At 59.4% G+C, this 20,299-nt stretch carries 21 protein-coding genes; 6 read left to right on the forward strand and 15 right to left on the reverse strand.

Features of this window, described 5'->3' with window-relative positions:
• Positions 1–3: 3 nt before the first annotated feature.
• From sufD to trhP, 5 genes are all read right to left on the reverse strand, one after another.
• Positions 4–1,290 (reverse strand): Fe-S cluster assembly protein SufD, encoded by a 1,287-nt coding sequence (sufD, locus tag BLV11_RS01835; protein WP_091811226.1) that lies wholly within the window; start codon positions 1,288–1,290, stop codon positions 4–6.
• 13 nt (positions 1,291–1,303) lie between these two features.
• Entirely contained in the window at positions 1,304–2,074 is a 771-nt protein-coding gene (gene sufC / locus BLV11_RS01840; protein ID WP_091811227.1) for a Fe-S cluster assembly ATPase SufC, read from the reverse strand.
• 72 nt (positions 2,075–2,146) lie between these two features.
• Positions 2,147–3,595 carry a Fe-S cluster assembly protein SufB gene (gene sufB, locus BLV11_RS01845; protein WP_091811228.1) on the reverse strand — a complete coding sequence of 483 codons (1,449 nt, stop codon included), beginning with the start codon at positions 3,593–3,595 and terminating at the stop codon, positions 2,147–2,149.
• A gap of 400 nt (positions 3,596–3,995) precedes the next feature.
• Positions 3,996–4,457: a hypothetical protein gene (locus BLV11_RS01850; protein WP_091811229.1), complete on the reverse strand. Its 462-nt coding sequence runs from the start codon at positions 4,455–4,457 to the stop codon at positions 3,996–3,998.
• Positions 4,458–4,461: 4 nt separating this feature from the next.
• Complete coding sequence (gene trhP, locus BLV11_RS01855) at positions 4,462–5,772, reverse strand: prephenate-dependent tRNA uridine(34) hydroxylase TrhP (RefSeq protein ID WP_091811230.1); 1,311 nt, start codon at positions 5,770–5,772, stop codon at positions 4,462–4,464.
• A 150-nt stretch (positions 5,773–5,922) separates the two neighbouring features.
• On the opposite strand from trhP, the gene BLV11_RS01860 reads away from it, so the two are divergent.
• The gene (locus tag BLV11_RS01860; protein ID WP_245725875.1) at positions 5,923–6,438 is read left to right on the forward strand and encodes a helix-turn-helix transcriptional regulator; all 516 of its coding nucleotides are present in this window, start codon (positions 5,923–5,925) and stop codon (positions 6,436–6,438) included.
• A gap of 8 nt (positions 6,439–6,446) precedes the next feature.
• On the opposite strand, the gene acpP is transcribed toward BLV11_RS01860, so the two are convergent.
• Genes acpP through fabA form a run of 3 tightly spaced genes read right to left on the reverse strand, consistent with a single transcriptional unit; the run spans position 6,447 to position 8,439 of the window.
• The gene (gene acpP, locus BLV11_RS01865) at positions 6,447–6,695 is read right to left on the reverse strand and encodes an acyl carrier protein (RefSeq protein WP_091811231.1); all 249 of its coding nucleotides are present in this window, start codon (positions 6,693–6,695) and stop codon (positions 6,447–6,449) included.
• A gap of 9 nt (positions 6,696–6,704) precedes the next feature.
• Entirely contained in the window at positions 6,705–7,916 is a 1,212-nt protein-coding gene (gene fabB, locus BLV11_RS01870; protein WP_091811232.1) for a beta-ketoacyl-ACP synthase I, read from the reverse strand.
• A gap of 13 nt (positions 7,917–7,929) precedes the next feature.
• Positions 7,930–8,439, reverse strand: a complete 510-nt coding sequence (fabA, locus tag BLV11_RS01875; RefSeq protein ID WP_091811233.1) for a bifunctional 3-hydroxydecanoyl-ACP dehydratase/trans-2-decenoyl-ACP isomerase — start codon at positions 8,437–8,439, stop codon at positions 7,930–7,932.
• Positions 8,440–8,685: 246 nt separating this feature from the next.
• On the opposite strand from fabA, the gene BLV11_RS01880 reads away from it, so the two are divergent.
• A complete protein-coding gene (locus BLV11_RS01880; RefSeq protein WP_245725876.1) occupies positions 8,686–9,135 on the forward strand; it encodes an SRPBCC family protein in 450 nt (149 codons plus the stop codon).
• 11 nt (positions 9,136–9,146) lie between these two features.
• On the opposite strand, the gene BLV11_RS01885 is transcribed toward BLV11_RS01880, so the two are convergent.
• Positions 9,147–10,316 (reverse strand): NnrS family protein, encoded by a 1,170-nt coding sequence (locus BLV11_RS01885; protein ID WP_245725877.1) that lies wholly within the window; start codon positions 10,314–10,316, stop codon positions 9,147–9,149.
• Positions 10,317–10,463: 147 nt separating this feature from the next.
• Here BLV11_RS01885 and BLV11_RS01890 point away from each other — a divergent pair, with 147 nt between their 5' ends.
• Complete coding sequence (locus BLV11_RS01890) at positions 10,464–10,847, forward strand: SirB2 family protein (protein ID WP_091811236.1); 384 nt, start codon at positions 10,464–10,466, stop codon at positions 10,845–10,847.
• A gap of 8 nt (positions 10,848–10,855) precedes the next feature.
• Here the strand turns inward: BLV11_RS01890 and BLV11_RS01895 are convergent, their stop codons facing one another.
• The 4 genes from BLV11_RS01895 to BLV11_RS01910 all read right to left on the reverse strand — a co-directional run bounded on the left by BLV11_RS01895 (position 10,856) and on the right by BLV11_RS01910 (position 15,780).
• Positions 10,856–12,568 (reverse strand): bifunctional protein-serine/threonine kinase/phosphatase, encoded by a 1,713-nt coding sequence (locus BLV11_RS01895; RefSeq protein WP_091811237.1) that lies wholly within the window; start codon positions 12,566–12,568, stop codon positions 10,856–10,858.
• Positions 12,565–14,034, reverse strand: a complete 1,470-nt coding sequence (locus tag BLV11_RS01900; RefSeq protein WP_091811238.1) for a NarK family nitrate/nitrite MFS transporter — start codon at positions 14,032–14,034, stop codon at positions 12,565–12,567. The genes BLV11_RS01895 and BLV11_RS01900 overlap by 4 nt, the downstream gene beginning before the upstream one ends.
• Before the next feature lie 379 nt (positions 14,035–14,413).
• Entirely contained in the window at positions 14,414–15,238 is an 825-nt protein-coding gene (locus BLV11_RS01905; RefSeq protein ID WP_091811239.1) for an ion transporter, read from the reverse strand.
• Between the two features lie 68 nt (positions 15,239–15,306).
• The gene (locus BLV11_RS01910; protein ID WP_091811240.1) at positions 15,307–15,780 is read right to left on the reverse strand and encodes an EVE domain-containing protein; all 474 of its coding nucleotides are present in this window, start codon (positions 15,778–15,780) and stop codon (positions 15,307–15,309) included.
• A 157-nt stretch (positions 15,781–15,937) separates the two neighbouring features.
• Here BLV11_RS01910 and BLV11_RS01915 point away from each other — a divergent pair, with 157 nt between their 5' ends.
• Positions 15,938–16,576: a bacteriohemerythrin gene (locus tag BLV11_RS01915; RefSeq protein ID WP_091811241.1), complete on the forward strand. Its 639-nt coding sequence runs from the start codon at positions 15,938–15,940 to the stop codon at positions 16,574–16,576.
• Here the strand turns inward: BLV11_RS01915 and BLV11_RS01920 are convergent.
• On the reverse strand, positions 16,573–17,022 hold the full coding sequence (locus BLV11_RS01920; protein WP_091811242.1) for a hypothetical protein: 450 nt from the start codon (positions 17,020–17,022) through the stop codon (positions 16,573–16,575). The genes BLV11_RS01915 and BLV11_RS01920 overlap by 4 nt on opposite strands.
• 329 nt (positions 17,023–17,351) lie before the next feature.
• Positions 17,352–18,389, reverse strand: a complete 1,038-nt coding sequence (gene cypR / locus BLV11_RS01925) for a transcriptional regulator CypR (RefSeq protein WP_217634511.1) — start codon at positions 18,387–18,389, stop codon at positions 17,352–17,354.
• A 167-nt stretch (positions 18,390–18,556) separates the two neighbouring features.
• On the opposite strand from cypR, the gene BLV11_RS01930 reads away from it, so the two are divergent.
• Together BLV11_RS01930 and BLV11_RS01935 are read left to right on the forward strand one after the other, a co-directional pair.
• Positions 18,557–18,877: a 2Fe-2S iron-sulfur cluster-binding protein gene (locus BLV11_RS01930; protein WP_091811244.1), complete on the forward strand. Its 321-nt coding sequence runs from the start codon at positions 18,557–18,559 to the stop codon at positions 18,875–18,877.
• Between the two features lie 12 nt (positions 18,878–18,889).
• Positions 18,890–20,272: a cytochrome P450 gene (locus BLV11_RS01935; protein ID WP_091811245.1), complete on the forward strand. Its 1,383-nt coding sequence runs from the start codon at positions 18,890–18,892 to the stop codon at positions 20,270–20,272.
• Positions 20,273–20,299: the final 27 nt, after the last annotated feature.

Raw genomic sequence — 20,299 nt, forward strand, 5'->3', positions numbered from 1 at the left:
CGCTCAGGCCTCCTCAAAGGTCGTTTCGAAAAACTGGTTCAGTCGTATCTGAGTGGTTTCCCGTACAGATTCGACCGGAATCTGCTGGACCAGTTCGTTAATGAAGGCCATGGTCAGCAGCGTATTGGCTTCGTGACGGCTGACACCGCGGGATACCAGATAGAAAATCGACTGCTTGTCGAGCTGGCCGATGGTGGCACCGTGGGCGCATTTGACATCGTCAGCGTAAATTTCCAGCTCCGGCTTGGTGTCGATTTCCGCCCCGGTGGACAGCAACAGGTTCTTGTTGCTCATGTTGGCGTTCGACTTCTGGGCATCCTGATGAATGTGGATGCGGCCATTGAACACAGCATGGGACTGGCCGGCAGCGATGTTGCGATAGGTTTCTTCACTGTCGCAATGCGGGGCCACATGCTCGATGACGGTGTGGTTGTCATAGTGCTGCTGGCCCTGGGTCACCACCACGCCGTTGAGGCGGCAGTTGGCGCCGGACTGTTCCAGGCGAACCTGCAAGTCGTGGCGACGCATGGGGCCACCAAAACCGACGCAATGGCTGTCAAAGCGGGAGTGAGCCTGCTGGCGGACACCGGTCGCGCCAACGTGCTGAACATTCTCGCCTTCGGCGGACAGTCGCACGCTGGTTACCTGGGCGCCTTCGGCCAGGGTGAATTCGGAAACGGCATTGACCAGTGCCGGCTGGTCACCGCTGGAGATGTACTCTTCCACCAGGGTGAGCTGGCTGTGGCGGCCGGCATCCACGTAAAGGCGCGGATAGGCTGAACCGCTGCAGCTGGCATCGGTCTGGCTGATGATGAACAGCGGTTGGTCCAGCACAGCGTCGGGAGCCAGCCGGATGTACAGGCCGTCTTCAAAGCGGGCAGAGTTCAGTCGTGCCAGCTGGGCTGCTTCGGCGTCGAGGGTGTTGTCCAGGCGCTCGGCGAGTTCAGCCGCGAGGCTGTCGTCCAGTTCGGCGAATGGCTGGATGGTAATGCCGCTCTGATCCGGCAGTTCGCAGGCTTCTGGAACGATCACGCCGTTGTGAAACACCACGTGATAACCGGGAACCGCGAGGGCCGGGCCACACTTGCCACTGGTCGGCAATGCGCTCGCCAGTTCTTCGGAAAGCTTGAGGTGGCGACTGGAGTATTTCCAGTTTTCTGTCTTGCGGGTTGGCAGCGGCATGTCAGCCAGTGCGGTGCCGCGCTGAGCACGCAGGTCGAGCAGCGGCTGGGGCAGAGACTGCCCGCCCGGAGTCAGGAAAGCGCTGGAAAGCGTGGATGCTGGTTTCATTCCTGCCTCTCCCTTAGCCGGCTACCGGGGCGTCGTCTTCGTCTTTGATGCCGAGCCAGCCGTAACCCTTTTCTTCCAGTTCCAGCGCCAGCTCACGACCACCGGACTTGATGATGCGGCCGCCAGCCAGCACATGGACGTGGTCCGGAACAATGTGATTCAGCAGACGCTGGTAGTGGGTCACCATCAGGATGGCGCGGTCTGCGGAACGCAGGGCGTTGACGCCATCGGAGGCAACCTTGAGGGCGTCGATGTCGAGGCCGGAGTCGGTCTCATCGAGAATCGCCAGCTTCGGCTGCAGCAGCAGGGCTTGCATGATCTCGTTGCGTTTCTTTTCACCACCGGAGAAGCCTTCGTTGACACCACGCTTGAGGAAATCCGGGTTCAGGTCCACCTGTTTGGAGACTTCGCGGGCCAGTTTCATGAACTCGGCCGCGTTCATTTCCGGTTCGCCAAGATGCTTACGCTTGGCGTTCACCGCGGTACGCAGGAATTGCAGGTTGCTGACGCCAGGAATCTCCACCGGATACTGGAACGCCAGGAAAATGCCTTCACGGGCACGCTCCTCGGTTTCTTTGTCGAGCAGGTTTTCACCGTTGAACAGCACTTCACCGCTGGTCACCTCATAGGCTTCGTTACCCGCCAGTACCTGTGACAGTGTGCTTTTCCCGGAACCATTGGGCCCCATGATGGCGTGAACTTCGCCCGGGTTGATCTCCAGGTTGATGCCCTTGAGGATTTCTTTGCCCTCAACGGAAGCGTGCAGGTTCTTGATGCTCAGCATGCGTGGGATTCTCTCTCGTTAATTCTGTCTGAATTCTGTTTCCGCAGGCGGGTCTGCCGCCAACTGTGACGCTTAACCGACCGAGCCTTCGAGGCTGACTTCCAGCAGTTTGCCGGCTTCCACCGCAAACTCCATCGGCAGCTCCTTGAAGACTTCCTTACAGAAGCCGTTCACGATCATCGAAACGGCCTGTTCGGCATCAATGCCACGCTGGCGGCAAAGGAACATCTGTTCGTCACTCACCTTGGAGGTGGTGGCCTCATGCTCGACGATGGCGGTCTTGTTCTGGCTTTCGATGTACGGGAACGTATGGGCCGCACAGCGGTCACCAATCAGCAGGGAGTCACACTGGGTGAAGTTGCGGGCAGCCTCGGCGCCAGGGCCAAATTTGACCAGGCCACGGTAGGCGTTGCTGCTGCGGCCGGCAGAGATACCCTTGGAAATGATGGTGCTGGAGGTGTTCTTGCCCAGGTGAATCATCTTGGTGCCGGTATCGGCCTGTTGGTAGTTGTGGGTCAGCGCCACCGAGTAGAATTCGCCGACACTGTTGTCGCCACGCAGTACACAGCTGGGGTACTTCCAGGTGATCGCGGAACCGGTTTCCACCTGGGTCCAGGACACTTTCGAGTTGTTCCCGATGCAGGCCGCGCGCTTGGTGACGAAGTTGTAGATGCCGCCCTTACCGTTCTCGTCGCCGGGGTACCAGTTCTGTACCGTCGAGTACTTGATCTGGGCGTTTTCCAGTACCACCAGTTCCACCACCGCGGCGTGCAGCTGGTTTTCGTCGCGCATGGGCGCGGTGCAGCCTTCCAGGTAGCTCACGTAGCTGTCGTCGTCAGCGACGATCAGCGTACGCTCAAACTGGCCGGTGTTGGCAGCGTTGATGCGGAAATAGGTGGACAGTTCCAGCGGGCAGCGCACGCCTTTCGGAATGTAGACGAAGGAACCGTCGGAGAACACCGCAGAGTTGAGCGCGGCAAAGTAGTTGTCGCCTACCGGCACCACGCTGCCAAGGTACTTCTGCACCAGTTCGGGGTACTTCTGGACAGCCTCGGAGATCGGGCAGAAGATAACGCCGGCTTTCTCCAGGGGTTCCTTGAAGGTGGTGGCGACGGAGACGGAGTCAAACACCGCGTCTACGGCAACACCGGCGAGCTTGGCTCGCTCGTGCAGCGGAATGCCCAGTTTCTCATAGGTTTTCAGCAGCTCCGGATCGACTTCATCCAGGCTCTGGGGCATGTCTTCCTTTTTCTTCGGCGCGGAATAATAGGAAATGGCGTTGTAGTCCACTTTTGGGAAGTCAACGTGGGCCCAGTCAGGTTCGTCCATTTCCAGCCAGCGACGATAGGCTTTCAGGCGCCATTCCAGCATGAACTCCGGTTCATTCTTGATGGCTGACAGCCGGCGAATCACGTCTTCGTTGAGGCCAGGTTCAAAGGTATCCGCCTCGATATCGGTGACGAAACCGTGCTCGTATTCCCGTTTGATCAGCTCGTTCACCTGTCTGTCGGTGTTCGCCATGATCGTCGCTCCGTATGCTTTCTCATCAGGGGCCTGTTGCCCGTGTCGCGGGCACCGCCTCGTGGGCCATGCCGGCATGTCATCAGTTTGGGTGTCACAGTGGTCGTTTGGGCCAGTTACTGGCAGTCATCGCCCTGCAATCGATTGTTGGCTGAGGGAATCCCGGTGTTGGCTATGAATACCGTCCCCCTGTCCGGGGACTGAAGCTCCGAGGGATCCCGCACTTCTGGCGAGTGATTGTACAATATCATACCAAAATAGTCAGGTATTAAGTCGCGCGTGGCTTAGATTATACCGTAATCCGGCTATCAGGCACCAAGACCACAGTATCAGTGGTTGTCGCAGGCCAGCGGGGGCTGCTGAAAACCGGGAGTTTTCGCTTGTATTTTAGGCAGTTGGTTTACTGCGGCTGGTAGAGGGCGTCCAGGTCTGTGGAGTAGCTGACGCCGACCAGCTTCCAGTCGTCGTGCGGGCGGTAGAAGGTTAAGGTCCAGGCGATGGCGGCGGTGTTGAATTTCTGTAGCCAGGTTTCGCGGTAGAAATGCTCGCCAATGCCGTCGCTGTGCAGGTGTACGCTGGCCAGTGGCTGGCCAACCTGGCCGGTCACCATCTGGAAGTAGGCGTCGGCTTCCCTGGCGGATTGATCGAAAGGCTCGCTGGCAACGCCGAGGAAGGGGCGAAGCTGTTGGTACGCGGCTTCGACCTGGTTGCTGGCGACGCGGGCCATGAAGTCTGACGTCTGGGTATGGACAGCCTGTCTGTCTGGCAGCACCAGGCCAACCGAAGGTTCTGCCCGGGAGCCCGCAGGCATCAGTAGCGTGGTGACGAGTAACAGGGGGATCAGGGTGCGGGCCAGGGGCACGAGGTCAGTTCTCCGGATGAATGATTCGGGTCAGAAAGCTGTGTTCGAGGCAGTCCGGGGTACCTTGGGGTCGTGGCAGGCGCACCACATAACCACTGCCTGGGGCATAGTCTAGGGCGTTGCCGTCCCGGGTTTCTATGGAATCAGTCGCAAAGCGGGTATTTCCTGAGGGGGTCATCAACTCCAGGGTGTCACCGCAGGCAAAGCGGTTCTTGACCGCGATGGTCAGGCTGCGGTCATCGGCATCGACGATTTCACCAACCACCTGCTGGCTGCCCTGCAGCGATGAGCCCTGTTCGTAGGTCTGGTACTCCTGGGGAAGGTGGCGACGCAGGAAGCCCTCGGTGTAGCCGCGGTTGGACAGGGCCTCGAGTTCATCCATCTGCCTCATGTCGAAAGGCAGTCCGCTCACGGCGCGGTCAATAGCGCGACGGTAGACCTGGGTGGTGCGTGCGACGTAATAGGGGCTCTTGGTGCGGCCTTCGATCTTCAGCGAGTGAATGCCCATGGCGCATAGGGTTTCAACGTGCTGCACGGCCCGCAGGTCGCGGGAGTTCATGATATAGGTGCCGTGTTCATCCTCGTAGGCGGGAATGAAACCGCCGGGGCGATTGGGTTCCTCCAGCAGCATCTGTGGGCTGGCGGACGGATCGACCTCAGTTACCGGGATCAGATCGCCGCTCTGGTCTTCCTGATGTTGCACCTCCCGGTAACTCCAGCGGCAGGCGTTGGTGCAGGTGCCCTGATTGGCGTCGCGGTGATTCATATAGCCTGATAGCAGGCACCGGCCGGAATAAGCCATGCACAGGGCGCCGTGAACAAACACTTCCAGCTCCATATCGGGTACACGCCGGCGGATCTCGGCAATTTCCTCAAGATCCAGCTCCCGTGACAGGATTACCCGCTGAATGCCCTGGCGGCGCCAGAATTCCACCGTGGCCCAGTTCACCGCGTTGGCTTGTACCGACAGGTGCACCGGCTGATCAGGCCAGCGCTCACGAACCAGCATGATCAGGCCCGGGTCCGACATGATCAGGGCATCCGGCTTGAGCTCAATCACTGGCGCCAGGTCTCGCAGGTAGGTGCGGACCTTGCTGTTGTGGGGAGCAATGTTGGACACCAGGTAGAACTGTTTGCCCAGCCCGTGGGCACGGTGAATCCCCTCGGCCAGAGTGTCCACCGACTTGAAACTGTTGTTCCGTGCCCGTAGCGAGTAGCGGGGCTGGCCGGCATAGACGGCGTCGGCACCATAGGCGAAAGCGGTATCGAGGTGGGTAAGGGTGCCGGCGGGGGCAAGCAGTTCTGGCGTGTACATGGAATTCCGGTCGGTCAGTAAAGCATGATGAGACAGTGTGCCCATATTCGGTTGCCAGGGAGTTGACCAGACTCAAGGATAGGTCCGTTTTTTTCGGCTAACGTCTGTACGCTGAATTGTCGATGCCTACAGTAACGGGAGGGCACAGCCATGGCGGCGGATGATCTGGCCAACCTGATGGAGGCCATGCAGAAGTACCTGCACAGTGAAGGTTACAGTCAGCAGCAACTGGATTCGGTAGTAACGCCAGAACGGGTGGCGCAGCCTCCCGGTCACGGATCGTTATCGCTGGCCCAGTTACAGGCCCTGTGGTTGCTGATCCAGCGCCAGCTGTCGTCTACCCTGGCCATCAGCCTGAGGGTGCGCCCGCTGATTCTGGCGCAGCTGGAGCGGGGGCGGGTGGGTGTTGAGCTGATCGCCTCCCAGCTCAATATGAGCCGTTACACCCTGTATAAGCGGCTCAAGGCTGAAAACCAGACATTCGCGGGTATTTTTCAGGAGGTGCGCCGGGAGCAGGCGCTGGTCTTCCTGCAGGATCCGCAGCGGCCACTGGTGGAGGTGGCCGAGCGGTTAGGTTTCTCTGAATTGAGCGCTTTCAGCCGGGCGTTCAAGCGTTGGATGGGGTGCTCCCCGGCCGAGTACCGGGCGCACCCCGGTGCGATTTAGTGAGCGGGTCAGGCTGGGGACCGCGGTTCGGTATGATCCATAAAGCGCAAGACATCCCCCACGGTCACCAGCTGGTCTGCCTGGTCATCGGTCAGTTCAAGCGCGAAACGCTCCTCAAGCGCCATGGTTAGTTCCACCAGGTCCAGGGAGTCTGCGCCCAGATCTTCCACCAGTCGTGACGTACTGCTGATGGTGGTGGCTGGCACCGCAAGCTGCTCGGCAATCAGGGTGACGATACGTTGTTGTTGGTCGTTCATGGATACTCCTTAAGGCTTCTCAAAAATCAGGCTGGCGTTGGTGCCGCCAAACCCGAAACTGTTGCTCATGACTCGTTTGAGGTCGGCGTTGTCGACGCGTGTGCGAACCACAGGGAAGTCCCCGGCAGCAGGGTCGATATTGTCGATATGGGCGGAGGCGGCAATGAAGTTGTGCTGCTGCATCAGCAGGCTGTAGATGGCCTCGTGAACGCCGGCGGCGCCGAGGGCGTGGCCGCTGAGGGGTTTGGTGGAACTGAGTGGTGGCAGCGCGGCACCGAAGGCCTCGCGAATCGCTGCCAGCTCGGTGATGTCACCGGCGGGGGTACTGGTACCGTGGGTGTTGATGTAATCAATGCCAGCGCCGGCGCCTCTCATGGCTTGCTGCATACAACGTACGGCGCCTTCGCCACTGGGGGCAACCATGTCGGCGCCGTCAGAGGTGGCACCGAAGCCAACCAGTTCTGCCAGGATCGGGGCACCGCGGGCTTCGGCGTGCTCAAGGGCCTCCATTACCAACACCCCGCCACCGCCGGAGATCACGAAGCCGTCCCGATCACGGTCATAGGTGCGCGAGGCGCGCTCGGGCTGATCATTGTATTTGCTGGACAGCGCGCCCATGGCATCGAACAGCAGGCTCAGGGTCCAGTGAATGTCTTCGCCGCCACCGGCAAACATCACATCCTGGCGGCCCGAGGCGATCAGATCACCCGCGTGACCGATGCAATGGGCGCTGGTGGCGCAGGCAGAGGTGATGCCGTAGTTGATGCCGCGAATGCCGTAGGCGGTAGCGATACTGGCGTTGATGGCGCTGCCCATGGTGCGTGGAACCCGGTAGGGGCCAACCCGGCGCAGGCCGCGATTGCGGTGGGTGTCGATGGCGTCGAGCAGTTCCACCGTTGAAGCCCCGCCCGTGCCCATGACCACGCCGGTGGAATCGGCATGCAGGCAGTGGTCGGGAAGGCGTGCCTGGGCGAGGGCTTCCTGCATCGCCAGATAGGTGTAGGCGGAGGCTGGACACATGAAGCGCAACCGTTTGCGATCAATCAGGTCAGCCAGTGGCAAGTCGATCTGGCCGCAGACATGGCTACGCAGTCCGGCATCCCGGGCCTGCTCGCTGAAGCCAATGCCGGAGCGTCCTTCAAGCAACGCCGACAGCACCTGTTGCTGATTGACGCCGAGGCTGGAAACGATCCCCATTCCGGTAACAACAACACGTCTCATAAGGGTGATCTCTTTAGAAGTGGTCGGTGGATGTGAACAGGCCCACCCGCAGGTCGCGGGCGGTGTAGATCTCCCGGCCATCGACGGACACAGAGCCATCGGCAATGGCCATGGTGAGCTTGCGACGGATCACCCGCTTGATGTCGAGCCGGTAGCGCACCTGATGGTGTTGTGGCAGTACCTGGCCAGAGAACTTCACTTCCCCGGCCCCCAGAGCGCGGCCCTTGCCTTCGCCGCCACTCCAGGCCAGAAAGAAACCGAGCAACTGCCAGAGTGCATCCAGGCCCAGGCAGCCGGGCATGACAGGGTCATCCTGAAAATGACAGCCGAAAAACCAGAGCTCGGGGTGGATGTCTAGTTCTGCGTCAAGGAAGCCCTTTTGGTACTGACCGCCGCTGGCGGAAATGTCAGTGATGCGATCGAGCATCAGCATGGCGCCGGTGGGCAGTCGCATGGCACCGTCGAACAGCGTGCCCTCGCCGCACGCTATCAGTGCCTCTTTATCGTAGTGATCCTGTGGCATGGAACGTCTCCGCTTTGAAACTGTGGTCTTCCACTCTATTCCCCGGCCGGACAATCACCGTTGACCGCTGGTGGGCGATTATTGACCGTTGGTTGATGGCCATGGTGATGGTGGGTGCCGCCAATTGATGCTGGTCAAGGAGGGCGGAGTCCGAGGGGCATAAGCTGAAAGTATCAGCAGCAGAAGGTAATCATGATGAGCACTACAACAAGCTCGTGGGGTGTGCTGGAAACCAGGGAGAGGCGTGTGCAGGCGCGGCTGAAGCGGCAACTGGGTCATTCGGTCGAGCAGGTTTGGGCCATGCTGACCGAGGAGCGGTTGCTGCCGTTATGGCTGGCGCCCGGCCAGATCGAGCCATGCCTCGGCGGGCGTGCGCAGATCGACTTCGGTAATAGCGGTTGTCCTATTGATTCGACGTTGACCCGTTACAACCCGCCATGGCAACTGGCCTATTCCTGGAGTCATGGTCAACAGCCAGTGCGGCCGGTCACCTGGGAATTGCAGGAAAATAGCGATGGAACCCGGCTGACACTTACGCTGGACCTGCCGGACGATGATCATGTGGCCATCGCCTGCGCTGGTTGGGATGCGCACCTTGAGATGCTGATGGCGGCACTTGAAGGCATCGCCATCCACTTCCCGACAGGGCGTTTTCAGCAGGCGCGACAGGCGTTCAGCAAACTCGCCGCCGGGTGAGCCTGCGGCCCTTAGCCCGAACGGCCGTCGGGGCGGGGCCGGGCAAGAATGCCCCCGTAGCGGAACAGGAACAGGGCAAAGGCCAGTGTCCACAGCACTGTGGCCAGGCCGATGCCGGGATGCCAGGGCAGCAGGCCAGCAGCGGTCAGGACCCGGATCAGCGCCGCGAGGTGGATCGCGATAAACGCCAGCACCATGCCGCGGGGTAGTCTTAGGGGGCGCCCCGTGTGACCCAGGGCGACCCGGGCAATGACGCCAAGGATCAGGCTGGCCATGGCCCCGGCCCCCGCCGCATGGCTCCAGACGGTGGCGGGCCAGTGCAGGAAGGATTGCGCCGCCAACAGTGCCAGCGATACCGGAACCCACAGAATTGACAGGTGCAGGATCCACAGCAACGGCTCGGCTCGTACCAGCCAGCCCCGCCACCCGATCATCCGGACCAGCGTCAGCACGGCAGCACTGGCTGCAAGCGCACCTAGCAGTCCGGAATGGCTTTCCAGCAACACGGTCACCAGCACCAACAGCAGGTTGATAATGACCGCCAGGTCGAGTAGCGGCCAGCTTCGGATGGCCTCGGGATCGCGGCCCTGCTGTTTCAGCCAACCCTTGCTGAAGGCCGGGGTGATGCGGCCACCAATAATGCTGATCAGGGTTAAGGTGAGTAGCAGCGCGCCCTGAATAAAGACCGGGTGATGCTGGCTGATAAAGCCGAACTGCATGAGCCAAAGTAGCCCCAATACCACCAGAATCATCAGCTGGCGTTGCTGACGCGCCCGCCAGATACGCCAGCCGGCATCCACCATGACCAGCGGCAGAAAAGCGAGGTTGATGGCCTGGACCAGTCCCAGCGGCAGCTCCGCACCGAAGGCCATCGTCAGTCGTCCCAGCAGCCATACCCCCCACAGCAGTGCGAGCCGCCAGCCGTGGGTCCGTTCGGTCTGGGTCCAGACACACACGGCTGTCAGCAGGAAGCCGGCAATGGCTGCCGAGAGAAAGCCGAACAGCATTTCGTGCTGGTGCCATAACAGACCGGGCAGGGCCAGGGGCAGGCTGGTCTTGCCGGTGACAAGCAGAAGCCACAGCGGAATCGCCAGCAGTGCCAGGATTGCCAGTGACAGGAAGAAAATGCGGAACGGATACGCGAACAACTGGCGAATCGCGGGCGGTTGCTGATCGGGCATGGAGGGCATCCTGCGAGTTCCTTTGTGGAGGGGGCGGTTTATAACATTTATCTTAGATGAATGTTAATGTCGAAGACATACCCGTATGGTGGTAGAGTCTTTGACTCCGAATTGCCACTGCTATCGACTGCCCCAGGATTGATCCGGATGACCAGCTACCTGATTCTGAAACACCTCCACATGACCGCGGCCTACCTCACCATTACCCTGTTTGCCTTGCGGCTGGCGCTGGATGGTTGCGGCCGGTCAGGCTGGCGGCAAGGTCCGCTGCGGTGGGTTCCCCATGTTAACGACACAGTGTTGTTGCTGGCGGCGGTGGGACTGGTGGTGGTCAGTGGCTGGATGCCCTTTGTCCATCACTGGCTGACGCTGAAAATTGTCTTGCTGCTGGGCTACATTGCCGCCGGTGCCGTCGCCTTGAACCCCCAGCGTACTCGCCCGGTACGCTGGCTGGCATCGCTGCTCGCGCTGGCTCAAGTGGGGCTGATTGTGGTGCTGGCGAAGACCAAACCGCTGTTGTTCGGTGCCTAGTGCGAACGTCAGTGGCTCCCCAGAAACAGCCAGACTAACAGCAGCCCATTGAACATGAGCGACAGCAAGGCGAGGAAGCGCCAGCGATCAGCTGGGATCCGCTCGACCAGGGGTTCCTGGCCGGATGGCAGCAGCTTGGGGTTCGGGTGTTCGAGATCGTGGAGAAACTCCGACAGGGCCTGGTAACGGTCTTTCGGGGTGAGTGCCACGGCTTTCTGCAAGCAGGCATCCAGCCACTTTGGCAAATCCGGGTTGACGTCGCGGGCACTGCGGTAGCGCAGGCGTTTGCGTGCCGAAGGCAGCGGTTCCCTGGCGTAGGGCAGTTGGCCCGTCAGCATTTCGTAGGCGATGACGCCCAGGGCGTAACGATCGGAGGCGGGAGTGGACAGGTCACCCTCAAGGCATTCCGGCGCCGCGTAGCTGGCCGTACCCGCATAGCGGTCCCGGTCCCAGGGCACGTCGATCTCCTCGATACCGCGAATCCGTACTGAACCCAGGTCAATAATCTTCACGGTGCCATCCTGGTCGATGACAATGTTTTCTGGTTTCAGGTCCTGGTGGATCATTTCCAGCCGGTGCAGCGCGCGCAGGCCCGAGGCAATCTGCCGTACGATATCGCGAACCTGAGCTGGCCGCGGTTGCGGGTGGTCGTTCATCCAGGCCCTCAGGGTGGGGCCGTTGACGAACTCGGTCAGGCAGTACAGGCACTGGCGGTTGCTGGGCGGATCGATGGCTTTGACCACGTGGGCGTTGTTTACCCGCCTGGCGACCCAGGCCTCGGTCATGAAACGATCAATGTAACCGGGGTCGTCGGAATAGTTCGGTGACGGGGTCTTGAGAATGACCGCTTTACTGCCGTCGATGGGGGCGGCCTTATACACCTGGGATCGGGTGCTGGCATGAATTTCGCGCACAATGCGGTAGCCGTCGAGAATCAGGCCGGGCTCCAGGGGCGGCGGGAAGGGTAGCGCCGACAGCCGTTCATAGTGAGACTCCAGATCCTCCGCCGGCAGGTGATCAATGGCAATCACCTGGGCACTGAGGTTGTCGTCGGAACCATTCTCATAGGCGGTTGTTACCAGCAGCTCGGCGGCCATTTCCGGATCATCGGTTATGGCGCACTCACTGAGGTTGGCGGGAGACAGAAAGCTGTGAGTACCGTCAGAGGTCAGCACCAGACGGTCGCCATCCTGAAGGCGGACTCGGCAGACATCGATCTCGACGTTGAGCTCTACCCCCATCGCCCGGGCCAGGGCCTGTTTGCCGGGCCCCACCGAGATGTGATGGTCGCGGGTCAGGCATTCCAGCTCGCCATCCCGCAGCAGGTACACCCGGCTGTCACCCACGTGGAAAATGTAAGCGCGGTTGTTTTTGATCACCACGCCGCTGAAGGTGCATACCAGGCCACGACCATCGCCGTGGCTGTTGTGGCTGCGGCCATGGAGCCAGCGGTTGAGGGCGCCAAGCACCTTGCTGGCGGCCGTCTCCACGCTCCAGGTGTCGGGGGTGCTGTAGTAGTCCAGGAGGAAGCCCTTGACGCAGGCCTCGGCCGCTTCGCGACCGTCATGGGAGGCGCTGACGCCATCGGCGAGTACGGCACTGACCCCTTTCAGGGCCAGCGCCTCACCTTCGGGGTAGCAGGCCCCGAGGCTGTCCTGGTTTTCCGGCTTGCGGCCAGCAATGCTGTGCTGGCCGAGCCGGAGCAGCAGCGTTCTGCTCATGACACCTCAATCATCCGGACAGATCCGTCGGGCATGACTTCACTGGTTTGTGGGCTTGGTTCATCCATGAAGATTCCGACCAGAAGCATGTTAGCCAGTGCGACGATGCCCAGAACCACAAAGAACATGGCCGGCGACACCAGCGACAGTACCAGCAGGAACACCACACCACCAACGTTGCCATAGGCCCCGGCCATGCCCGCGACCTGACCGGTCAGACGCCGCTTGACCAGCGGAACCGAGGCATACACTGCACCACAACCCGCCTGAACGAAGACGGAGCAGAACAGTACCAGGCCAACGGCCAGAACCAGTGGCCAACTGCTGTTGATCTGCCCCATCAGCAGGTAGCCGATGGCGATGCCCGCCATGGTCAGCATAATGGTCAGCTTGCGGCCATAGCGGTCGGCGACATAGCCACCACCGGGACGGCCGACCAGATTCATCAGCGCGAAGCTGCCACCGAGCATACCTGCCAGCACCGGAGAAATCTCAAACGTATCCAGGAAGTACAGGGGCAGCATGGAAACGACGGCCAGTTCAGAGCCAAAGCTGGCCATGTAGGTGAGATTGAGCAGGGCGACCTGCTTGAACGGGTAACGGTCAAACTCCGGTACCGGCTTGCTGAACACATGGCCGTTTACCTGCCAGATACGCAGGAACTGCATGGCCATCATGGCGGCGATAACCGAGTACAGTACATAGGTGGTGGTTTCACCAAGCATGTTCAGCTTGGCGGGCCCCAGTTTCCAGACAATCAGCGCCAGGGCAATGAACAGCGGCAGGTTCATGACCAGGTAGAGTACAAAGTCACCCTTGCTGGTGACTTCCATGGCACCGCCTTTCTTGGGCTTGAAGTAGGTCGAGCCCTTGGGGGTGTCTGTCACCATCATGTAGAACACACCGGCATAGAGGATGGAAATGATGCCCGTGGTGCCCACGGCGCAGCGCCAGCCGTCATCACCACCAAATACCAGGGCCAGGGCGGGCAGGGAGATGCCGGCGAAAGCCGCACCAAAGTTGCCCCAGCCGCCGTAGATGCCCTCTGCCAGGCCCAGTTCGCGGGCCGGATACCATTCACTGATCAGCCGGATGCCGACCACAAAACCGGCGCCCACAAAGCCCAGCAGGAAGCGGGTGATCGCCAGCTGCTCAAAGGTTGTCGACAGCGCAAAGGCGAGACAGAAAATACCCGACAGCACCAGGACCAGGCTGTAGACCGTGCGCGGCCCGAGGTTGTCGACCAGCATGCCGATGAGGATGCGGGCCGGAATGGTCAGGGCAACGTTCAGCAGCAGTAACGTGTTGACCTCGGCGTTGCTGAGACCGAACTGTTCACGGATGGCGGCCATCAGCGGTGCATGGTTAAACCACACCAGGAAGCTGATGAAGAATGCCATCCAGCTCAGGTGGAGGATCCGGGTTTTCCCCTCAAAGGAGAAGAAACGGAAGCTTTGCTCGTTCATAGGCTGACCCTGTTTCAAAGCGGTTGACGATATCCGGGGAGGTGCTTTGGTGCTGGAAAAAGGGGGCCGTTGGCCATCGCCGCGCTGGGCGAATTCTGGGCGGTCGTAATAACCGCTGGATGCTGGCAGGCATCACCCTTTTCTTCAGCAGTGACGCCATTGCCAGCAGCCGTATCCGGACATGGGAATCCATGTGCCCCAAGACAAAGCAATTGTCGTACCAGGGTGCGTGATCCTGTGTGAAAAAGGGGCGAGTCCAGGGCGAAACAAAATTTCCACCCTGCGATGTTGCTTCAATGGGGGGCGAGAAGAGCGCTCCGTGCTTCGCAATGGTGCGGTGAGCGCCGGTGGGGCTGTGGAGCCTCCGGCTGAGTGCTGCTCAGTCCCTGCGAGCGCGCACCAGTTCGGTGAGTTCCCTGAGCTGCTCCTGCACTTCCACCAGACGGCGCGCCATCTCGTTGCGCTCGTCGTGTGCCTGCTGTGCCTGCTTGGCATTCTGTTCTTCGCTCATAACTTCCAGAATGGCCCCGATCATCATGTTCAGGAACACAAACGCGGTGAGGAAAATAAAGGTCAGGTAGTACAGCCAGCTCAGGGGATAAGTGTCCATGGTGGCGTACATGACATCGGTCCAGTCCTCGAACGTTGCAACCCGGAACAGGGTCAGCATGGCGATGGCGACGTCGCCCCACAGGGTTTCATCGACACTGGCAAAGAACATTGACCCCATAGCGGCGTAGATGTAGAAAATGATGAACATCAGCAGGGCAATATAGCCCATGCGTGGAATGGCCTTGAGCAGTGAGTTGATCAGGAAACGCAGCTCCGGCACCACCGATACCAGTCGCAATACCCGGAACACCCGCAGCAACCGGCCCAGCAGCACCGCCTCGGAATTGTCCAGGGGGATCAGGCTGCCGATGACCACCAGGGTGTCGAACAGGTTCCAGCCATCCAGCAGGAAGCGTTTCTTGTCCTGATGGACGCTGAAACGGAACAGGATTTCAATCAGGAAAAAGACCGTGATGGCGTTATCGAGCAAGCCGAGCACTTCGGCGAACAGGGGGGGGATATCGTAGGTTTTGGCGCCGATGGTCAGTGCCGACAGGATAATGATGGCAATCACCGAGCCCTGGAACAGTTTGCTGGTCTCAAGGCGCCGCAACTGCTCCAGAGTTGAGATACGGGTCATTTCGGTCGACATGGCTTGCCGTTACTCCTGTAGCGAATCGGTTCGGAAAGTGGAAAAAGGAACAGGGCGGATTCTAATCGTCAATGGCGCTTTGCGGTAGCGTCCAGGGTGAGGATCGTGTTCCAGTCATCCTCATTGACCGGCATGACGGACAACCGGTTGCCCTTGCGTACCAGCGGCAGGTCGGTCAGACCGTCCAGGGACTTGAGGCGATCCAGTGAGATCAGTGGGTTGATGGTGCGGACATAGGCCAGGTCAACCGCCTGCCAGCGGGGCTTGTCGGCAGAGCTTTTGGCATCGAAGTAGCGGGATTCAGGATCAAACTGCAGCGGATCAGCGTAGGCCGCCTTTACCACCCGGACAATACCGGCGATGCCGATGTGTTTGCAGCTGGAGTGGTAGATAAACACCTCATCGCCCTCCTGCATCTGCGCGAGAAAGTTTCGGGCCTGGTAATTGCGGACACCGTCCCAGGGGATCACGCCTTCCGGATCACGGGCAAAATCAGCGATGCCGCATTCCGAGGGTTCCGATTTGACCAGCCATTTCGCCATGATAGTGCCCTGCTGTTGAGTGGGGCTTCATTCTAACCCAGGCGGGTAGCCACTCTGAACAAGGCCGGAATTGCTGCCGAATTGATGTTGGTCAGTATGGGAGGCGCCGGAGTGGACTAGGCTTAATTAAACTGGGTCAGAAAAGCAAGGCTTGCCCATGTCCAGCTCAGACCGTGAACATCCGGGATATGAGATTTTCCCCTGGAACAGCCATTTTGAAACCGGTATCGAGTTAATCGACCAGCAGCACCGCAAGCTGGTCGACATTCTCAACCGGCTGGGAAGTCATTTTTCCTGCGCCGATGACGTCCAGTTTCGACACCTGCTGCAGGATCTGCTCGACTATACCCACTACCACTTCGATGCCGAAGAACAGATATGGCAGAAGTACTTCCAGGGGCAGCCTCTTTTTGATAATCACCATCAGGCCCATGAACTGTTCTTCGAACAGATTCAGGAGTTCTGGGACAGCGGGGACGAGCGGGAACAGGATCTGAAAGGCCTGTTTGATTTTCTGACCCGCTGGCTGGCGTTCCACATCCTCGAAGCGGATCGCCGCATGGCGTTGATGGTGCACGGGATCGACGCCGGACTTGATCTGGCCGCGGCCCGCGAACAGGCCGATGCCCAGCTCAGCGGTCCGGTAGCGGTCATGGTACGGGCCATGCTGGAAACCTACGGCAAGCTGTCGGCCAACGCGGTTGAACTTATCCGCGAGAAAGAGGCCCGGCAGCGGGCTGAAGCGCAGTTGAGAGCCTTACAGCGTAGCACGACGAAAGACGTTCCCGATGCCTAGCCCCAGATCGTCTGCAGAGCCCCTATGCCCAGTACCGCAACGCCACCGACCTCTGCCACAATCAGTGTCCCCATGAACAGCGGGGTCATCCAGCCGGGAAGGATTCGTTTGCCCAACCGGTGAGGCTTGCGCAACTGGTTGCTGGTGTCATTCAGCCAGCCGTGAATCAGGTAGGTGAAGATGGCCAACGCGAAGTAAGTCAAAGCTGCGCTCGCCGCCAGGGTATTGGTCAGGTCAGAGAAACTGCTCAGTTTCGCAAAGTAAGCGAGCAGCAGGGCCGCAAAGGCATACATCAGTGAACTGCGATGAGCCACGTTCACATACACCGGAGCCGCGCCGTTGGCGCTGGTCGCCATGCAGCGGTATTTCCAGATGCCCGTAATAAGCCCTGTCATGAAGAACACAAATGCGGCGGTAATGGAAAGTTTCTCAGCTAGGCTGAACATGCTTGGGTCTCATTATGCGGGGTGGCAAGAGGCACGTAGCGACAGTTTGAAATGATCATATCGCAGTTGTTAAGGCGGGTCTCTCTCATTGGTGACGAGGTGTCACGGTCATGCGGGTCATAACTCGGTCAAGGTAGGTATGAGTGCCGGAGATGCCTCTGGGAGGCACCTCCGGTGAATGAGCCCTTATTCGGGCGGTGGTGACTACGCCCGATGGGGATGCGGTCTCTGAGGTTACAACTCTGCATCCCCGGCCAGCGTTGCCATTCCGCCGCCTTTTCAAACGCCATACCGGAATGACCATGCAGGAGTATCGCTGCCGTTTTGCGTTATAGCGACAGGTCGCCCTGCTGTTGGAATTTGCTGGGTGACACCCCATGCCATCGTTTGAATGCTCGGCGAAAATTCGCGCTATCGTGGTAGCCCAGTAGTGAAGCGATGGCCTCAACGGAGAGCTGTCCGTTGCGAAGATGGCTTTGGGCCTGCAAGGACAGAACTTCATCGCGAATCTGCCGGAAGCTGGTCCCTTCGGCCTTGAGGTGCCGAGCCAGGGTACGTTTACTAATAAACAGGGCTGAGGCCGCATCCTCCTCCGTCAGGCTCACGGTTGGCACCGTTAGCATCATGGTTTCAAGCCGTCGCCGGTAACTGTCTGGATGAGTCTGCAAGTTCGCCAGAATGGCCTCGCACTGGGCGCGAGCCAAAGCGTAGCTTTCATGATTGGCCGACGCATTGGGTATCTGGCACAGGCGCATGGGCAGCCTCACATAGGTTTCTGAACGACAGAAACTAACGGGACCGGGCAGGTGTTCGTGATAATTCACCCCGCCACAGGGATCCGGGTGCGCGAAATACGTTTCGACTTCGCAGGCTGGTCGCCCAATGATGAACTGCGCAGTGGCAAAGAACGTCATCACGCAGATTTCGGCCAGGCACCGGCTAACCCCTGCGGGCATGTCGACGTCGAAAAAGAAGCGCAGCAACAGATGCTCATCCTGCTCCTCTAGTGCCAAGCGCACGAAACTCATGCGTGTCGGCACGAATGCGTGAACCGACTCCAGGGCCGCCAGCAGGTTCGGGCTACTGCTGACCAGATAGCCCACCGGCCCGTGCGCTGCGGGCGTCAGTCGGCGACCGAGTTGTAAGCCAAAGTCGGCCTTCGTGGACAGTCGTAATGCGTTGGCAAGAATCTGAATCTGCTGACGGGGCGTCAGCCGGGTATCTTCATCAAGAAGATCGTCGACACTGAGCGACGTTGATATCAGCAATTTGGGGAGGTCAGGTGTGTGCAGGCCCAATTCCTGAGCCACAAGCCGCGAATAGCTGGTTGGGATGTTGGCTTCGGTCAGACTGCTTTCATGCGCCACCAAAATTCACCTTCGCGATCGCTCTTATTCGCTCGATTGTCTTGAAATGACCCCTTGTTGTCAAACGATGACCTGTTGGGACTCCCATCAAACTGACAATTTAAGAGGCATGAATACTCAGGGCGCCTTGGTCACACCGCGGCGATCAATCCGGCAAGGGGGATGGTATGGGACAGATCACTTTTATCGAACACGATGGCACACAGCACGAAGTGACGCTTGAGGCTGATAAGTCGTTGATGCAACACGCAGTGGACAATCTCGTCCCGGGTATTGATGCTGACTGCGGCGGTGGGTGTGCCTGCGGGACCTGTCACGTGATCGTGGACGATGGCTGGTATGCCAAAACCGGTGCCATCAACGGCGATGAACAGCAGATGCTGGATATGACTCCCGAAGGGGCGGCCACGTCGCGTCTGGCCTGTCAGGTTCAGGTGACCGAGGCCATGGATGGTCTTGTTGTGCGTCTGCCTGAATTTCAAATGTAATCGGAGGTCGCCATGAGTCTTGTTGGTTATGTCATGAACAAGAGCGCCGCGCTGGTGCCGATGCATCTGCAAATCAAGGCCTCACACCACCTTCACAAAATGCTGGATAAAGCAGGTGTCACGCGCAAACAGCCAAGTTTTCCGGAAACCGACTTGCCGGATGTGTCCACGCTCGAGCTTGAACATATCGACGTCAGCAACCCATTTTTATGGCGCCAGGGCTTGTGGCATTCCTATTTCAAACGTCTGCGTGACGAACGACCGGTCCACTTTCAGAAGAACAGCGCTTTCGGCCCCTTCTGGTCCATTACGCGCTTTGAAGACATCCTCTTCGTTGACAAGCACCATGAGCTTTTCTCCGCCGAGCCGCAGATCTTTCTGGGGGATCCACCTCCGGGCCTGCCGGGCGAAACCTTTATCGCCATGGACCCACCAAAGCACGACAAGCAGCGCAAAGCGGTGCAGGGCGTGGTTGCACCGCAGAACCTAAAGGAAATGGAAAGCTTGATCCGGCAACGCACGCAAGACGTGCTGGATCATCTGCCCACCGACCAGCCATTCGACTGGGTTGATAACGTCTCCATCGAACTCACGGCACGCATGCTGGCCACGCTGTTTGATTTTCCCTACGAGGAGCGCCGCAAGCTGGTCGCCTGGTCGGACGCGGCAGCCGCCAGTCCTGAAACGACGGGCGGTCTGGTGGCGCGGGATGAATGGTTTGCCGCTGCCGCCGAAGCCGCCGAGGTCTTCTCCAGCCTTTGGCACGACAAAGCCGCCAGACTGGCGGCGGGTGAAGCGCCAGGGTTTGATCTGATCAGCTTGATGCAGACCAATGACGACACGAAAGACATGATCCACCGGCCGATGGAATTCATCGGCAATCTGGCCCTGCTGATCGTGGGCGGCAACGACACAACCCGCAACTCCATGACTGGCGGGGTGCTGGCTCTGAACCGGTTCCCCGAAGAATTCGATAAGCTCAAAGCCAACCCGGCTCTGATTCCCAATATGGTGTCTGAAATCATCCGCTGGCAAACCCCATTAGCCTATATGCGACGCATGGCAAAGCAGGATGTTGAGCTCAACGGGCAGACCATTCGCAAGGGGGACAAGGTGGTGATGTGGTATGCATCCGGCAATCGCGACGAGCGGGCGATTGAAAACCCGGACGCCTTCATCATTGACCGAAAAGGTGCACGTAACCACCTCTCGTTTGGATTTGGCGTCCATCGCTGCATGGGCAATCGTCTCGCCGAACTGCAGCTCAAAATTCTGTGGGAGGAGCTTCTGGTTCGCTTCGAAACGATTGAGGTTCAGGGCGAGCCTGAGTACGTGCAATCCAACTTCGTGCGCGGTTACTCGCGGATGATGGTCAAACTGGGCCGGAAAATTTAGCTACAGTCATAACATTCAACAAACAGT

Source organism: Marinobacter mobilis (genome assembly GCF_900106945.1).
Classification (GTDB): domain Bacteria; phylum Pseudomonadota; class Gammaproteobacteria; order Pseudomonadales; family Oleiphilaceae; genus Marinobacter; species Marinobacter mobilis.

Bases quoted from the DNA above. Each gene is read 5' to 3' on its own strand.
- BLV11_RS01895 (WP_091811237.1), bottom strand. From the start codon at position 12,568: ATGAGCAGAACGCTGCTGCTCCGGCTCGGCCAGCACAGCATTGCTGGC.
- BLV11_RS01860 (WP_245725875.1), top strand. From the start codon at position 5,923: ATGGCGGCGGATGATCTGGCCAACCTGATGGAGGCCATGCAGAAGTAC.
- BLV11_RS01915 (WP_091811241.1), top strand. From the start codon at position 15,938: ATGTCCAGCTCAGACCGTGAACATCCGGGATATGAGATTTTCCCCTGG.
- acpP (WP_091811231.1), bottom strand. From the start codon at position 6,695: ATGAACGACCAACAACAACGTATCGTCACCCTGATTGCCGAGCAGCTT.
- BLV11_RS01890 (WP_091811236.1), top strand. From the start codon at position 10,464: ATGACCAGCTACCTGATTCTGAAACACCTCCACATGACCGCGGCCTAC.
- BLV11_RS01885 (WP_245725877.1), bottom strand. From the start codon at position 10,316: ATGCCCGATCAGCAACCGCCCGCGATTCGCCAGTTGTTCGCGTATCCG.
- fabA (WP_091811233.1), bottom strand. From the start codon at position 8,439: ATGCCACAGGATCACTACGATAAAGAGGCACTGATAGCGTGCGGCGAG.
- BLV11_RS01935 (WP_091811245.1), top strand. From the start codon at position 18,890: ATGAGTCTTGTTGGTTATGTCATGAACAAGAGCGCCGCGCTGGTGCCG.
- BLV11_RS01905 (WP_091811239.1), bottom strand. From the start codon at position 15,238: ATGTCGACCGAAATGACCCGTATCTCAACTCTGGAGCAGTTGCGGCGC.
- trhP (WP_091811230.1), bottom strand. From the start codon at position 5,772: ATGTACACGCCAGAACTGCTTGCCCCCGCCGGCACCCTTACCCACCTC.
- BLV11_RS01920 (WP_091811242.1), bottom strand. From the start codon at position 17,022: ATGTTCAGCCTAGCTGAGAAACTTTCCATTACCGCCGCATTTGTGTTC.
- sufD (WP_091811226.1), bottom strand. From the start codon at position 1,290: ATGAAACCAGCATCCACGCTTTCCAGCGCTTTCCTGACTCCGGGCGGG.
- BLV11_RS01900 (WP_091811238.1), bottom strand. From the start codon at position 14,034: ATGAACGAGCAAAGCTTCCGTTTCTTCTCCTTTGAGGGGAAAACCCGG.
- sufB (WP_091811228.1), bottom strand. From the start codon at position 3,595: ATGGCGAACACCGACAGACAGGTGAACGAGCTGATCAAACGGGAATAC.
- sufC (WP_091811227.1), bottom strand. From the start codon at position 2,074: ATGCTGAGCATCAAGAACCTGCACGCTTCCGTTGAGGGCAAAGAAATC.
- BLV11_RS01910 (WP_091811240.1), bottom strand. From the start codon at position 15,780: ATGGCGAAATGGCTGGTCAAATCGGAACCCTCGGAATGCGGCATCGCT.
- BLV11_RS01930 (WP_091811244.1), top strand. From the start codon at position 18,557: ATGGGACAGATCACTTTTATCGAACACGATGGCACACAGCACGAAGTG.
- fabB (WP_091811232.1), bottom strand. From the start codon at position 7,916: ATGAGACGTGTTGTTGTTACCGGAATGGGGATCGTTTCCAGCCTCGGC.